This is a genomic window from Clostridium sp. LIBA-8553, assembly GCF_057782465.1.
On the sequence record NZ_CM173489.1, the window covers coordinates 1,197,282 to 1,212,295 of the forward strand.

General features: G+C 27.8%; 10 protein-coding genes. 8 read left to right on the forward strand and 2 right to left on the reverse strand.

Annotated features, from left to right (window positions below):
* The first annotated feature begins 7 nt into the window (after nucleotides 1-7).
* Both AC2JAQ_RS05205 and AC2JAQ_RS05210 read left to right on the forward strand, forming a co-directional pair.
* Complete coding sequence (locus AC2JAQ_RS05205; protein ID WP_488458242.1) at nucleotides 8-946, forward strand: PD-(D/E)XK nuclease domain-containing protein; 939 nt, start codon at nucleotides 8-10, stop codon at nucleotides 944-946.
* Between the two features lie 14 nt (nucleotides 947-960).
* The gene (locus AC2JAQ_RS05210; protein ID WP_488458243.1) at nucleotides 961-2,031 is read left to right on the forward strand and encodes a hypothetical protein; all 1,071 of its coding nucleotides are present in this window, start codon (nucleotides 961-963) and stop codon (nucleotides 2,029-2,031) included.
* 355 nt (nucleotides 2,032-2,386) lie between these two features.
* Here the strand turns inward: AC2JAQ_RS05210 and AC2JAQ_RS05215 are convergent, their stop codons facing one another.
* Nucleotides 2,387-2,812, reverse strand: a complete 426-nt coding sequence (locus AC2JAQ_RS05215) for an ImmA/IrrE family metallo-endopeptidase (RefSeq protein WP_488458244.1) — start codon at nucleotides 2,810-2,812, stop codon at nucleotides 2,387-2,389.
* Nucleotides 2,813-2,908: 96 nt separating this feature from the next.
* The gene (locus AC2JAQ_RS05220) at nucleotides 2,909-3,427 is read right to left on the reverse strand and encodes a helix-turn-helix domain-containing protein (RefSeq protein ID WP_488458245.1); all 519 of its coding nucleotides are present in this window, start codon (nucleotides 3,425-3,427) and stop codon (nucleotides 2,909-2,911) included.
* Between the two features lie 1,388 nt (nucleotides 3,428-4,815).
* Between AC2JAQ_RS05220 and AC2JAQ_RS05225 the strand changes: the two genes are divergently transcribed.
* The 6 genes from AC2JAQ_RS05225 to AC2JAQ_RS05250 all read left to right on the forward strand — a co-directional run bounded on the left by AC2JAQ_RS05225 (nucleotide 4,816) and on the right by AC2JAQ_RS05250 (nucleotide 15,011).
* Nucleotides 4,816-6,744, forward strand: coding sequence for a DNA polymerase (locus AC2JAQ_RS05225; protein WP_488458246.1), 1,929 nt, complete (start codon nucleotides 4,816-4,818; stop codon nucleotides 6,742-6,744).
* Nucleotides 6,745-7,195: 451 nt separating this feature from the next.
* Nucleotides 7,196-9,991 carry a DNA primase family protein gene (locus AC2JAQ_RS05230; RefSeq protein WP_488458247.1) on the forward strand — a complete coding sequence of 932 codons (2,796 nt, stop codon included), beginning with the start codon at nucleotides 7,196-7,198 and terminating at the stop codon, nucleotides 9,989-9,991.
* Nucleotides 9,992-10,404: 413 nt separating this feature from the next.
* Complete coding sequence (locus AC2JAQ_RS05235; protein WP_488458248.1) at nucleotides 10,405-10,998, forward strand: sigma-70 family RNA polymerase sigma factor; 594 nt, start codon at nucleotides 10,405-10,407, stop codon at nucleotides 10,996-10,998.
* A 166-nt stretch (nucleotides 10,999-11,164) separates the two neighbouring features.
* Nucleotides 11,165-11,335 (forward strand): hypothetical protein, encoded by a 171-nt coding sequence (locus AC2JAQ_RS05240; RefSeq protein ID WP_488458249.1) that lies wholly within the window; start codon nucleotides 11,165-11,167, stop codon nucleotides 11,333-11,335.
* Nucleotides 11,332-12,051 (forward strand): hypothetical protein, encoded by a 720-nt coding sequence (locus AC2JAQ_RS05245; RefSeq protein WP_488458250.1) that lies wholly within the window; start codon nucleotides 11,332-11,334, stop codon nucleotides 12,049-12,051. The genes AC2JAQ_RS05240 and AC2JAQ_RS05245 overlap by 4 nt, the downstream gene beginning before the upstream one ends.
* Nucleotides 12,052-12,752: 701 nt before the next feature.
* A complete protein-coding gene (locus AC2JAQ_RS05250) occupies nucleotides 12,753-15,011 on the forward strand; it encodes a dynamin family protein (RefSeq protein ID WP_488458251.1) in 2,259 nt (752 codons plus the stop codon).
* The last annotated feature ends 3 nt before the right edge of the window (nucleotides 15,012-15,014 follow it).

Here is a 15,014-nt window from a genome sequence, read left to right on the forward strand (position 1 = left end):
AGAGTTTATGGGAGAAAATGCGAAAAAAATAGGAGAAAAACTTGAAGGATTTGGAGAAAAGCTGTATGAAAGGTTTGGTTGGGATGAATTAACTAGGGATACTGAGATAAAATGTTCAAAATCTGCACATAAGAATGGAAAAGATAAACAAAAAAAAACACATGGGATAGATTTATATCATAAATATTATGATGCGTATAAAATGAAGAAAATAGCTGTTATAACTGAATGTAAAAATTATTCATGGGATTCTATAAATCCAAGTAATTTAGAAAAATGGCTTAATCAACTTTTAGATACTATTGAATGTGTTCAAACATCAGAAGAACTCCAGAAATACAACAGTAAATGTGAGAGTATAAATACAGGTATATTGCTAGTTCACGCTAATGATGGAAAATATGATGCAAAGAAATTTGATGAGTATGTACAAAGTATAGTTTATAAAACCAGAAGAAATCCAATAAATATTTTTATTGCGTCAAATAAAGAAATTGAAAAATGGGATGCAATGTTTAATTATATAGAAAACTTAAATTCAAAAGATTTTAAATTTTATTATCCGAGTGTTTTAGGGTCGGAATTAGTTACCTTACCACATATAACTTTATATCAACTATTTTCTAGTTTTGTATTTGCTGAAAATAAAATAGATGTAAAACAGACTTTTGGTGGAAAAGAGTATATTGGTGAAGAAACAGAAAAAATTATCTTTTCATTTGATGAAATTAGTGAAAATTCATTAAATTATTTATGTGATATGTTTAAAGAATTGCAATTAGAAAGTGCAGATAAATTTAAATTTTGTTTTTACCCACAATGTACTGAAGATATAAAATTAATTGATGAAAATTTTAATGAATGGGCATCTAAAATTCTAAATAAAGATAAAGTTGAGATTATTAAGTTAGATAACAGAAATTTAAGTCCTGTTTATACGAAATAAAGAGAGGAATAATAATGGTTGAAAAGTTTGCGAAAAATAGTGAAATTAAGATGTTAGTAGAAGAAAGACAAATAAACACTAGACAGTTTAAAAAAATATTAAGTAGAAATAAAATTTTTTCATTTGTAAGAAATTCAGAGGAATTATCGGAACAAATATATCCGTTTTTCTTTGGTTTTAAAGATATTAATTATATGCAAGAACTAATGGAATCACCTTCAAATTATAAGAGGTCGTCTATGATTAAGATTAAGCCTTTAGGTAAATATGATTCTATCGATGAATTTATAGATGATATAAATGATGATATACAAAGATATAGAAATAAAGATATGAGATATAAAATTGAATATATGCATAAAGATAAAGAGCAGAATATTCATATGAAAATGTCATATTATAAGAGAGGAAAGGGGAAAACAGAGCTTATAAAGTTTCAGAAAAGGGAAATAGATATAAAGATAGAGAAAATAGATGATGAAGATGGGTTATTAATTGATATTAGACAAAAAGATAATTCAGATTTAAAAGAATTTGAGATTTTTATAGAGGAATTAAATAAAGTTAGTGGACAAGAATTGTTTAGTATAGAATCTTTAACTTTAAATAAATTAAAAGGTGAAAATAAAATTAAGTTTTTTGATGAACTTATTAAATATAATCATAAAAAATGGAGTTTAACTGATATTAAAGGTATAGATTGTAAAAAATCTAAATCAGATGATACTGATGATCAAGATACTGAAGAAGTTTCTACTAGTGATATAGCAGGAATTAATAGCGCTATATTTAAAGGTGATGGTATTAGAGATAATGGAATAGTAAAAAAATTTGAAAATCAAGGCTTTCATTTTGTTTCTATGAAATTTAAGTATGTATATAGAAAGTCAGTAGAAAGTTTTATTATAGATATTAATTTTAAAAATACTGATAACATAAAGGTAGATATAGTGAAGACTTTTGATAAAGATGATAATGACAATGAGATAATAAGTATTTTGCCAATGAATGATCAAGAAGAAATAATAATAGAGTTTCAAAAGGTAGCGCGTAAAGTGTATGATTTGCTTATTTGTTCGCAATAAGTTCAACCTATTACATAAAATTAAGATTATTAGATCCGTATCTAAACTAAAGAAATACATACAGATCTAATATTGTATTAATTAAAAATATTATAAGAAACAGTACTTTAATTTGTGTAAATTTATTTTTTGATTAGCCTAAGAGAATGAAATTATAATATCACATTCACAGTATGTAAATGCTGAAATTAACAGGGTTAGAGCCTGACATTGACATACTATGAATTGTGATATTTTTTTGGAAATAGAGAATGCTAATCAGAGCAGAATAGAGACTAGATAGTTTTGTTTTTATATAAAACTATCTATTGTCCCGATAACTTTAATTTGATGAATTTTAATTAATTTAATATAATTAATTGTTTATTCTAATTTCAATTAAATCTAAAGATAGGTTCTCACATTTAGCCATTACTTCCAAAGGTTCTCCTGCATACCTTTCTAAAAGCTCATCTGGTATAAGTACGTGAGCTACAAAGATTTTTGCATACCTTTCAAAGTCATCCTTTGATTTTAGAGTGGAATCCACTACTAAATGAATTTCTTCTTTTGGATGCATAAGAAGATATCCTAGTTCATGAGCACAAATAAGTTTTTGTATTTTAAATGGACACTTCGTATTTAAATGTATAAACCTTTGTCTTTTATAGGTATTGGAGTACCCATAAATATTTCCTAAGTCTTCTTCTAATATTATTATATTTTTAGCTTTTGCTAGTTCGAATGGATCTCTAGTATCATATTTTTTTACTAATTTATCTACTAAATTTTTTATATTCATAATAGGCTTGAGCCAATAGTGTTATCTACTAACTCAATTCCCTCCCTTCAAAAATTAAAATTTGAAAGGATATTGGTGTGAAATAGGATTTAGATTTTATTCAGTCTTAGGAGCAAATTTACTTTTGGCAATTACTTTTGCCATTTTCATTGAGTTTTCTAAACTATCCCTTAATAGTTTTCTTGTTTCTAAATCTAGAACAGCTCCATCTAAAACAAGATCTTTCTCAAAGTTATTTAGGTATTCTAAAGTTTTGCCTAAGTCATCTCCAATATTTCTTAGTTCCTTTTTTGAAAGTGTATTAACTTCATAAGGAGCTTCTATTTCTTTTTCAATAATTTCATTTTCTGACATTTCTTCAATTTCCTCATGAGATGACTCTTCACTTAGAGGCTTTAAATAAAAACTTTCTTCAAGAAGAGCATCATCAAAAAATGATTTTAAATCAAGTTTTAGAGCTGATGCTAGGGCCTCAATAGTATCTAAGCTAGGGTTATATCTGTTATGTTCTATATCAGCAAGATAGGAACGGGATATACCAGCTTTTTCTGCCAACACCTTCTGAGTTATTTTTCTTTTCTTACGTAGTCTTTGTAGCCTATAGCCAACAAGCATAAACCAATCCCCCTTTAATTTAAAGCTTTTTAGTTAGGTTTTAATTTAGTAAACATATTTTTTTATTATTTAATTTAGAAATTTTAAGAATTATGTATTGTAATACTCTTAGTTTTTAAAAGATAAATATTACTTAAATATATTAGCTATATTTTAGGATAATGATAATTTTTAGAACTGTAGTCTTAGCTTAATTAATATGTTCTTTAGTTAGGCTCTATTTTAAACTAACTTTAATTTTTAGATGATAGGTAGATCTAAAAACAATAGTTACCTAAAACAGAGCCTTTATTTAAAAGAGATTAAGAGAGCAAGCTTAAAAAATTATCATTTAACTAAAATAGTAATCTTATCTTAAATTACTAACCATAGTTAAATATTTTAATATGTCTAATTGATTTCCTAAAAATCTATAAAATGTAAATTAATGTTTGTAATTATATTTTATCAGTATAATACGTATTAATCAATAGTTAATTACGTGAAATACCAGTTATATTAGTAAAGTGAAGCTAATGGAAGATATTTCAATATAAAGCGATTTATTTACATTTTATGACAGAAAATCAGGTTTTTAAAATGCCAAAAAAAGGTATATAATGCGATTGTGAGGAAATGGTAAGGGTAATACAAGTAGTACTTAGTAATACTAGTACTACTTGTATCAAAACTGAAGAATTTATAGAGATTTAAAATACAAAGTCGATATAATTTATTTTTCTCAAAAATCCTTAGAGCCCTTATATAAAGGATATTGGTGTGAATACTAAACAACTGAACAAAGCAAGTTTCTCTAATATTTAAGCTTATAAGTAAGGTTTTTACCAGTTGAAAATTTAGAAATAGTTATGAGTTATGTATGAGTGAAAACTTAAAACTTTAAAAATTCTTCAAAGAGCTAAGAGGAATACAAGTTATTATTTTAAAATTGTGAGAGCTAAGAAAGAATTTTAAAAGTTTTCAATAAAAGCTAATTAATAGAAATGAAATTAACAAAGGTGTAGTTAAGAGATACTTTAATAATAATTTACTTTAGAGAGGCATTAAATCTAAAGTAATAGAGAAGTAGACAAAGGTTAAAATATAATACTTAAGAAAACTAAAACAGAGTATTATAAAGTCTAATAAGTATATGGGTTGAGAGCCATTCAAGTATAGTCCATGGATAAAGTTGCGTGAAATAGCTATTTAACGAAACTTTGTTAAGAACCGTTCAAGTAGAGTCCATTAAAAAAAGTATTAGAGTAAGGTTATGAACAGAGTTAAATTTACTTACATGTTAAAGTCATGACTATAAATCAAATACAAGTAGGTTATGAACAAGAGTTCAATTTACCTAATAAGAAGCTAGTTAATTTATTGAAGTTTAATATTTTAAGGAGAGAATTATGGGAAATTATAAGGTTGTTTTTACAATAAGTGAGGTTATGAATTACTTAAATCTTCATGATAACAAGGTTGTTGCCTTTGATATTGAATGTGCACCAAAGAATAATGAGCTTAGACAAAGTGATAAGAATGCTGCTTTAGATCCTAACAAAGGTCATATAGTTGGTATTTCCTTTTCTGTTAAGGAGGGCACTGGTATCTACATTCCTTTAAGGCATAGAAATGGGAGAAACATTGAAAACTTAGATAGGTTTATGGTTTGGCTTAAGGGCTTTGTTTTTCACAATCACACTATTATTAAGGTGGCTCACAATATTGCTTATGAATCATCTTTTCTTTATGAGTATGGAATTGTCATTAAGGAACCTGTTTATGACACCATGCTTGCTAGTATGCTTACTTTTAAAAAATATGGAGTTTATAGAAATCTAAAGGAAAGTGGCTTAAAGACTTTGGCTAAGGAGATTTTTAATGAGAGTCTTCCAAGCTTTTTAGATGTGGTTTCTGGAACTTTCTTTGATAATCTAAATTCTGAGCATAAGGAAACCATAAGGTATGCCTGTGCTGATAGTGATTTCACCTTAAGGCTTTATAAGTATTTTAATACATGGTTTGAGAGGAATATACCTCAGCATAAGTTGGTCTGTGAAAGGGTTGAGAGTCCAGCAGGCGTATATACAGGAATTATGAAAAAGAATGGTATGGCACTTGATTCTGCTCGCTTAGAGAAGTTAAGTGAAATAGCAGAGGAGGAGCTAAAATTTTGTAGGGAACAGATTTTAAAATATGCAGATAGAAAGGTTAACTTAGGAAGTAATCTCCAAACTCGTGATTTTAAGAATTTTCTATATAATGATTTGAGACTTCCAACTTTTAAGTATTCTGAAAATGGAGAGTATTCCTTAGATGATGAAAGCATAATTCTTTTAAGTGAATGGTGTGAGGACCATTGGAAAGATGGAGAGCTTCTTATTGAATGTATTAGGAGACATAAGAGAACTGGCAAATTAAAGTCAACTTATATTAATGCTTTAAGGAAGCTTATTAATTCTGAGACTGGAAAGATTCATACAGATTTTCTATCTATGGGAACTGAGACAGGAAGATTTTCAAGTAGAAATCCTAATCTTCAAAATCTACCAAGGAAGGATAATGATCAGTTAGGTATTAGAAAGCTTTTTATTCCTTCTCCAGGACATGTATTTTTGGATTTTGATTTTTCACAGATAGAGCTTAGAGTTGGAGCTTATTACTGTAGAGATAGGAAGATGATAGAGGCTTTCTTAAATGATAAGGATATTCATGGAATGACTACTTCAATCATATATGGAATCTCCTTAGAGGAAGCCTTAGATAAGAATTCAGATGATTTTAAGTGGAGAAGAACCATTGCAAAAAACTGTAACTTTGGTGTTTTCTTTGGACTTTTTCCTAAGGGACTTCAAAAGACCTTAACCTTTAAGGGGGGAATTAGGGTAACTGAGAGTGAGTGTTATGATATTATAAGCAATATAAAAGAAGGATATCCAAGGCTTTCTATTTGGCAGGGAAATGCAAAACAGTTGGTTCGCTATAGGGGATATGCCATGAGTAGAACAGGGCGAAGAAGATATTTAAAAGATATAAGGTCAGAGGATTTTATGAAGAGAAGTGTGGCAGAGAGATGTGCCTTAAACACACCAATTCAAGGAACAGCAGCAGATATAATAAAGCTTGCTATGGGGAGAATACTTAGGGAACTACCTGAGAGAGATTATATAAAACCAGTTTTACAGATTCATGATGAGCTTTTATTTGAGGTTCGTGAGGATAAACTTCAGGAGGCAATAGATTTTATAAAGAAAGCCATGGAAGCTAAACCTTTTAAGGATTTTAATATTCCAATTAAGGTGGAGTATTCAGTGGGATATAGCTTTGATGAGGTTTAAAGAGTTAATAAAAAAGTAAAAGTTTATGAAGTGCAGAAGTTGCGGTGGATAAGCACATTTTATTATATAGATGAACAAGCAGTTTAATGAAGCTTATATAGATAGAATAGACAAAAGTTTAGATAAAGTTTATATAGGGGTAGGATGGACAAGCAATAAAGATACTAAGTGGAATTTATAATGAGCATATATTATATATGTAGAAACTCATAGAGTATAGGAATTTATGAAGTAAAGAGAAGTTATAGTGTACAAGCATATTTTACTGTAGAGTAGACAAGCTTTTATAAATAGAAAAACTAAGTATGATTATATAAGGCTTTAAATAAGAGTGTTATAAAGAAAAAAGCTTATTTTACTATACAGATAGACAAGCACTAAAAAGAGCTACCAATAAGAATGTAAAGATAAAGATATAAGGTGAAAAAGAGGCTTGAAAGGGTGTTAAAAATTGAATAGGAATAACTTTGAGAATATAAAGAGGTTTTTACAGGTCTTCAGTAGAGAGGGAGAAATCAATCTAAGAATCTTTTCAGATAGAAAGGGGACAAGCTTTAAAGGAAAAAACATAAGCTTTAACCTTAAGGATTTTCATTCAAAGATTGAACTTTTGAAATCTCACAACAGAGCCAAAAGAGGAATATTCTTTGTGGTGAATTCAGGAGGACATTCAGATAAAAGTATTAATGGAATCAATGCTCAATTTTTTGAATGTGATGATTTGACTATAGAAGAGCAGCTTGAAAATATTAAGAAGTTTCCCTTAGAACCAAGTATTATTGTTCAAACAAGAAAATCACTTCATGTTTATTTCTTAATTGAACAGGGGAAGGTGGAAAACTTCAGGAGAATTCAAGAGAAGTTAGTAGAGGTTTTTAAAGGAGATAGAAACTGCATAAATGAAAGCAGAGTTATGAGAATACCAGGTTTCTACCATTGCAAAGAGGAACCAATTTTAGTTAAATGCATTAAGTTTAATCCAAAACTTAGATATACTCAAGAAAGATTAGAAACACTTTTAAATGAGTTCATCGTAAATGATGATAATATACAAAAAGAAAAACATATCAATAAGAATTCAAATCAAGAAAACTTTAGGACAAGCCAATATAAAGAGCAAAGGTCAATTCAATATACAAATCAACATAGAGAATCTAATTTATCCAAAGAAGTAAAAGATAAGAAATCAGAATACCTTAGGACAGGCTATCATGATATAGCCAAAAACACAGAGTCAAATAAAGAATCTAACTCAGTCAAATCACAAAAAAACAATTCAGAAGAGATTTATTCATCACAAGAAGACAATACAATTCAAAATAACAATTTAAGAGAAAATCAAGAGAAAAAGAAATTTAATAATGAGAGAAGAGAAGGCATAGAGATTGTCTGCTTTAAATGTGATTTTCTAAAGCATTGTAATAGGAACGCTAAAAAATTACCTGAGTGGCAATGGTATGCCATGATTACTAACCTAGGAGTTTTTAAGAATGGAAGAGATAAGATTCATGAGTTAAGTAAAAGCTATAAGGAATATACCAGAGAGGAAACAGAGAAGAAAATAGAACACTTCTTTAATTCTGGTACAGCTCCAATGACCTGTGAGACTCTTTGGAATAAGGGATATAAGTGTAAGAAGCTTGGTAAGGAGTGTATGGGGAAAAGCCCAGCTTCTTTAGCCTTTAAACCATTAAAAGTAGAGGAGTTAAGAGAAGTCATAAAATCCTTAAAGGTTAGTGAGGTTTCTAATGCCACCAATGTGGATACTGCCCTTAAGTTCATAGAGAATTTCATGTATAACATTGGAGTTCCTTTAGGTAAGAGTATTATTGAGGAAGATTTAAAAAATCACTTAAAGATTAAGAACTCAAAGGATTTGATTACATTTTATAGAGAGGTTATTAGGAAGTTTAAGAAGGAGAGAGGAGAGAATGTTAAGAGTAAAAAGGAGAATAATCCTAATAATAGTGGCAACTTGCCATGGTATGAGGAGCAAGATAAGGGACTTAAGTTTCTACCTTTTGTTTTGGCAAAGTATTTAAGTGAGAATAGGGATGTTTTTTATGCAGGAGAATCCTTTTTGATATATGAAAATGGGGTTTATAACATCAGTGGAGAGAAGGAAGCAGGAAGAATCATCATGGATTATATGTTGCCTAATTATTGTACTATGGCAACTATTAGAGATTGCAGAGATCAATGGGACATACTTGTTTCTAGAGAGTTTGATGACTTTAATAGAAATCCTTATATAGTCAATACAAAAAATGGTCTTTTGGATATTAGAGATGAAAGCTTTAAGGAGCATACACCTAGTTATTTAAGTACAGTTCAGCTAAATGTAGAGTATAATCCTCAGGCTGATTGTCCACAATTTAAAAAATTCCTAAGTGAAGTTGTAGATTGTAGGTTAATTCCCTTAGTTCAGGAGATAGTAGGGTATTTACTTACCACAAATACTGCTGCTCAAAAGTCCTTTGTATTTTGGGGACCAGCTAGAACAGGGAAAAGTACACTGTTATGGGTGGTGGAATACTTACTTCTTGGAAAGAAAAATGTAAGTAATATACCTTGGCAAGATATTGGAGACAAGTTTAAAACAGCAGAGCTTTTAGGAAGGCTAGCCAATGTATTCTCAGATCTTCCAAGTAAATCCATAGATGATACAGGGATATTTAAGGTTTTAACTGGAGAGGACTACTTAATGGCAGAAAAGAAAAATAAGAATCCATTTAAATTCAAGCCTTTCTCAAGACTTGTCTTTAGCTGTAATGAACTGCCTAGAAACTATGTAGATAGAACAGAAGGGTTTTATAGAAGGCTTATAATTGTGCCTTTTAATAGGCAAATAGAAAAAAGCAAAGTAGACAAGCACTTAAAATCCAAGTTCCAAAAGGAAAAGGAAGGCATATTAAATTGGGCTTTGGAAGGATTAAAAAGGCTTTATGAAAATAATTTTGAGTTTAGTGAAAATGAGATAACTGAGGATATTAAGAAGGAATATAAACGTGAGAATAACAATGTTATTTCTTTTGTTGAAGAGTGTTGTGAACTTCATGAAACTTTTCAATGTATTAGAGGTGAACTTTATAATAGATACAAGGAGTTTTGTGAGGAAACAGGATTTAAAACATTGTCTCAGATAAAATTTAATAGGGAGATAGAAAGTAATTTTAATGTAGAGAGAACACGAGTTAGGTTTAGATTATGGAATGGAATAAGAATTAAGTTTGAAGATGTACTTTAAACTTAATTTATATGAAATAGATAAGTAACTTAATTTATAGAAATTAGATAAATAATATTTTAGCTTTAATACATGATTTTAAAGGTTATTATTTTAAAGCTATGTATATGTCGGACTTTTGCCAGAGTTTTGCCAGACTTGAAGTCAGAGATTTTTTAATGATTTCAATGCTTTCGACACTTTTGACGGACTTTTTCTATTTATATAGTATAGGAAAAATACATTAATTAAAATAAAAATAAGCAATTTATATAATATAGTATACAAAATAAGAAAAAGTCAGGCTTTTTAGGCAAAGTTTGGTATAAAGAAGTAATATCAATGGGTTGAGCCTATGACGGAGTTTAAAAAAGTTTGGTAGAAATATTAAAAGTTCGGCAAAACTAAATATATTTATTAGGGGTATAGGGTTTATGAATAAGGAAATGGTTGATCTTTTATTAGTAGAGGGGAAAAAGGGAAATAAAGAAGCCATGGAAAAGTTGTTTGAAATTCACAAAGGATTGATATATAAGTATTCAACTAAGTATTTCATAAAAGGTTACGACAGGGAAGATTTAGAGCAAATAGGATGGATTGAATTTATGGAGGGAGTAAAAAAGTATGAGGGCAAGTTTGGAATAGATTTTGTGGCATTTATAACTATTCTTTTGAGAAATAAATATGGAACTATGTTAAGGAAAAAGGAGTTTGCTATGAAAATTTCCAGCTTAGATACTCCAATAGGGGAGGATATTACAATGAAGGATATTTTGGAGGATGATTTTTCTATGGAAAATGATTTTGAGAATAGAGAAGATATAGATGCATTATTAAATGTTATGAGTAATTTAGATGAAGAGGAGAAAGAATTTATCTTATATATTAATGAAGAGAGAGGAAACATGCAGAAGTATTATGAGGAACATAAGAATGAAATGACTTTTAATGCTATTAGATATAAAAAGAAAAAGATCATGGAGAAGATTGAGATGGGACTTAAGGATAGAGGGATAAAGGTAAGATAGCCATAAGTAGCTTAAGGTAGTGAAATCAATATTTAAATTTATACTTTATTAACAAGTTTTTCAAGTTGTTATGGACAGGATTTACCAAAATTATGATAAAATAATTATACTTATAAAACACAAATTAAAATAAAGGGGAATTACAATGCATCAAGGGGAAATTAAAATGCATAATGAAGAAGTAGAATTTAGAGGTTATAATTTCTTAGGGTTCATACCTAATAGAATTCTAATAAAGCTTAAAAATGGAACCGAATATCATCTTATATTAGCAAAATATAAAAAATTGACAAGAGTTGCAAACTCTAATACATCAATAAGGTGGTGTTTACAATGAAAAAGAAACGTAAAGGCGATTATGTAATAATTGACGGTAAAAAAGAGTATATACAAGATATGGACTCTTATTTACTGAATAAAGGAAGAGGCTATAGTTTTATTATTAAATTGATGGTAATTGCTCCATTGGTATTCTTTATATTAAATTTTATTGTCCTTAATACACTATACTCTGAGGTACTAAAGGAAAGTGTTTTTGTATCTAAAAATATACCTTATCTTATAGTATCTGTGTTTATGATTTTATGGTCAATATACCTAGCAATAGGCTTTGAGCAAAATCCATCTAGGTTATACTTGTTTTCAGGTGTATTTTTTTTACTTGAATCTATAATCTTTCTTATTATTGGTGTTCAAATGCTATATTTTCCACTAGGGAAAAAAGCCATGGTATACATTCTTGTGGGAATAGGTGTGTATTTATTTAACATTATATTTAATGCATTTATTGCATATCTTTTTATAAAGAAAGGATATTCAGAAGAGGATAAAAAGATTACTAGAATTAGAATTTTTAGTATTGTTTTGATATTTGCTATTGGATTAATATTTAGTATTAGTCTTAAACTTAACTTTCATGAGCAAATTGCACAATTATACCCCAATATGAGGAAAACTAGTGTTTTAGAATACGCCAATTCATGTATTGTATTAAGTCAACTATTTGTTGTAGGTACCATAAATATATACAAATATATTTATAGGAAAAAATAAAACTTATATATAATAATAGCTGATCATAGAAATGGTCGGCTATTTTATGTTTTGAAGAATAGTATTATTAAGTTTGTATTATAAAGCATTTTTCTTTATTTATAATGCTGTTAGATATAAAAAGAAAAAGATAATGGATAAGCTTCATAAAGGTCTTAAAAAGAATGGGATAGAGGTGAAATAATATATAAGTAAGTGAAAAAATATTTTTAAGAAATAAATTTAACCTGTAACAAATTGTAAAACTTTATATGGTTATTTAAAGTTAAATTACCAATTTTCTATAAAAACAACCTTAGCATTTAGTTGTAAATCATAAGGTTTGTTTGCTTTTAATATATAAATTTCTGAAAATAGTATTATTTTAATACTTGTTACCATATTTTTAATAAAATTATAAAAAAATACAATCATGATCTTATATAGTTGGATCTAAGGAGCGGTAATCTCTAGAAATTGCAGAGCTAGAAAAATCTAATGGCGTTATAAAAAAGTTCTAATATTCATAATTATTTTACTGTTTTCAATAATACTTATTGTTACTTAACAAAAAGAAGTATAGAAAATTAAATTTAAGAATGTAAATTTGATTAAATATAAGATTATGAAACAAATTTCGACAATAAATTTTTTTAAAAAAATGTAAAATAAAAATGTGTAAAATTAAAACAATATTTACTGTTTATTATAAGGAGAATAGTATGTCTGATATTTTAAATGAAAGCATAGAGGCTTTAAAAATAGCATCTAAGTCAAGTGATTATTTGTATGCTGAAGAAATTCAAGAAGTAGAGGATGCTCTAAAGCATTACAAAGATTATAATACTTTTAAGATTGCTGTTATAGGAGAGTTTTCAGTTGGTAAGAGTACATTTTTAAATGCATTAATAGGAAAAAGACTACTATATTCAGCAGCTCAAGAAGCAACAGGGGTAGCTACTGAAATAACTAATAGCAATAAAAAGATTGCAACTGTTTATGGTGATATAAGTGCTGAAATAGATCTTAGTAACAATGATGCTTATAAAAAGCTAATACCATATGTTAATAGAGATAATAAGATAAATAATGAAGTTGAGGGAATACATATAGAATATCCTATAAAGGCTTTAGGAGAAAATGTATCTATACTTGATACACCTGGATTACAGGGGCTTGGAGATAGAGAAGTAAAAATAGCTAAAAAAGCTCTTTCAGAATCTAATGCAACAATAATTATAATAGAGCCAAAGGGTATTACAGGATCTGAGCTTGACCTTTTAAAGGGTAAACTTAATGGTTTTGATAAGATAAAGAGTAAAAAGAGCATAATACTTATAAATAAGATAGGAAGTTTTTTTGATAATTATCCACATGAACAAGCAATAGAAAAAATAGAGAAATGCAAATTAGGGGTAAAAGAGGAACTTGCTAAGAATGATATAAATGATATTGAAATATTTGCAGTAGATAGTAGAGATTATCTTTGGGCTGTTGATGATGATTTATATAATGAATCAAAAAATGTCAATAAAGATGTTCTTACTCAAGAAGAGTACAAGGAGCGTTCTGGCTTTGAAGAATTTCTTAATTATATAGAAAACTTTTTAAATAGTGATAATAAAAGTAAGATTGTTGAAAAAGAGATTAGAGAAAATTTATTGATTTTATTTAAAGAGTTTGAGGAAGTTTTTAATGGAAATAATAACATTTTAAAGCAGGGTCTAGAAAAAGAAATTGAAAATATTACCTTCCAGAAAAAACTTTTAATTGAAAATAGAAGAAAAGTAATGAATGAAACTAAAAGACAGTTAGTTTCAACAGTATCAGATTTTAAAGAAATATTAGAGGATGATATTGATTTAGATAAGAAAAATGAGAAAAGAAAAATAAGGAAAGAAATAGAGTTAATAAATAAATTATCTGATTTTAATGAAGATAAAGAAAAAGAATTATTAAACTTATTAAATCAAGATGTATCAAATTACTTAAATCATTATAAAGAAACTACTGATTCTTATAAAAAAGAGATAATTAAGAAGGTAAAGGAAACCTTTGAAAAAAGCATAAGAGTTAATTTAAAAACAGAATTAAACATAAATTTCTTTTGCGAAAATTTAAATTTGGAAATAGATGAAAAAATAGTTTCTAGAAGTAGTATTGATAAAAGTGAAGATAGACTTGAAAGAAAGAAAAGAGAGTTAAAAGAGGCAATAATAAAATTAAAAGAAGATGAAGAAAAGATTAGATATAAAAAGAATAATTTGAAATCTTTTAGTTATAAAAAGAATTTAGAGAAAAGGATTGGAAATATTAAAAATGATATTGATAAGAAGATTCTAGCTTTAGGAGTTAGACCAGAGCCTAGAAAAAAATATAAAACTGTATCCAGAAAGACAGGATTTTGGATCTTCGAAAAAACAGTTACAAAAGAGGTTCCTGATGGATATGATTACTCAGAATGTGAGGCTTGGGATCGTTCTAAGGAGAAGATTTATAATGACGCTCAAAAACTTGAAAGAGAGTTGAGTAAAGAGATTTTAGATATAGAAAAAGAAGAAAAAGAAATAAAATTAGATGAAGAAGAGTTAAAAATAAATAGGGAAGATATTAAAAATTTAGAAAATGAAATTAAATTTCTTGAAAATGAAATTGTCAAGCTTAGAGAAGATAATTACGTAATTACTAATATATATATAGGTAAAATGCAAGGACAATTATATGAGGCTATTTCTGATGTGCTTAATGATTATTTTAAAGAAATAAAAAGAATTTTAATAGTAAGATTTAATGAGTTTGAAAAAGTTATTGGGGAAAAAATTCGTAATCAAGCTCAGGATTATTTAGAGAAATATGAAAAAGAGCTAAATAAAAAATATGAAGAAATAAATAGTAAAATCAAAGAATTAAGAAATAAGGATAAATTTGATTTAAATAACATAATAGAATTTAAAGAAAAACTAGTAGTTATGGAGGAATAATTC

Bases quoted from the DNA above. Each gene is read 5' to 3' on its own strand.
- AC2JAQ_RS05245 (WP_488458250.1), top strand. From the start codon at position 11,332: ATGAAAAAGAAACGTAAAGGCGATTATGTAATAATTGACGGTAAAAAA.
- AC2JAQ_RS05215 (WP_488458244.1), bottom strand. From the start codon at position 2,812: ATGAATATAAAAAATTTAGTAGATAAATTAGTAAAAAAATATGATACT.
- AC2JAQ_RS05250 (WP_488458251.1), top strand. From the start codon at position 12,753: ATGTCTGATATTTTAAATGAAAGCATAGAGGCTTTAAAAATAGCATCT.
- AC2JAQ_RS05235 (WP_488458248.1), top strand. From the start codon at position 10,405: ATGAATAAGGAAATGGTTGATCTTTTATTAGTAGAGGGGAAAAAGGGA.
- AC2JAQ_RS05240 (WP_488458249.1), top strand. From the start codon at position 11,165: ATGCATAATGAAGAAGTAGAATTTAGAGGTTATAATTTCTTAGGGTTC.
- AC2JAQ_RS05225 (WP_488458246.1), top strand. From the start codon at position 4,816: ATGGGAAATTATAAGGTTGTTTTTACAATAAGTGAGGTTATGAATTAC.
- AC2JAQ_RS05220 (WP_488458245.1), bottom strand. From the start codon at position 3,427: ATGCTTGTTGGCTATAGGCTACAAAGACTACGTAAGAAAAGAAAAATA.
- AC2JAQ_RS05205 (WP_488458242.1), top strand. From the start codon at position 8: ATGGGAGAAAATGCGAAAAAAATAGGAGAAAAACTTGAAGGATTTGGA.
- AC2JAQ_RS05210 (WP_488458243.1), top strand. From the start codon at position 961: ATGGTTGAAAAGTTTGCGAAAAATAGTGAAATTAAGATGTTAGTAGAA.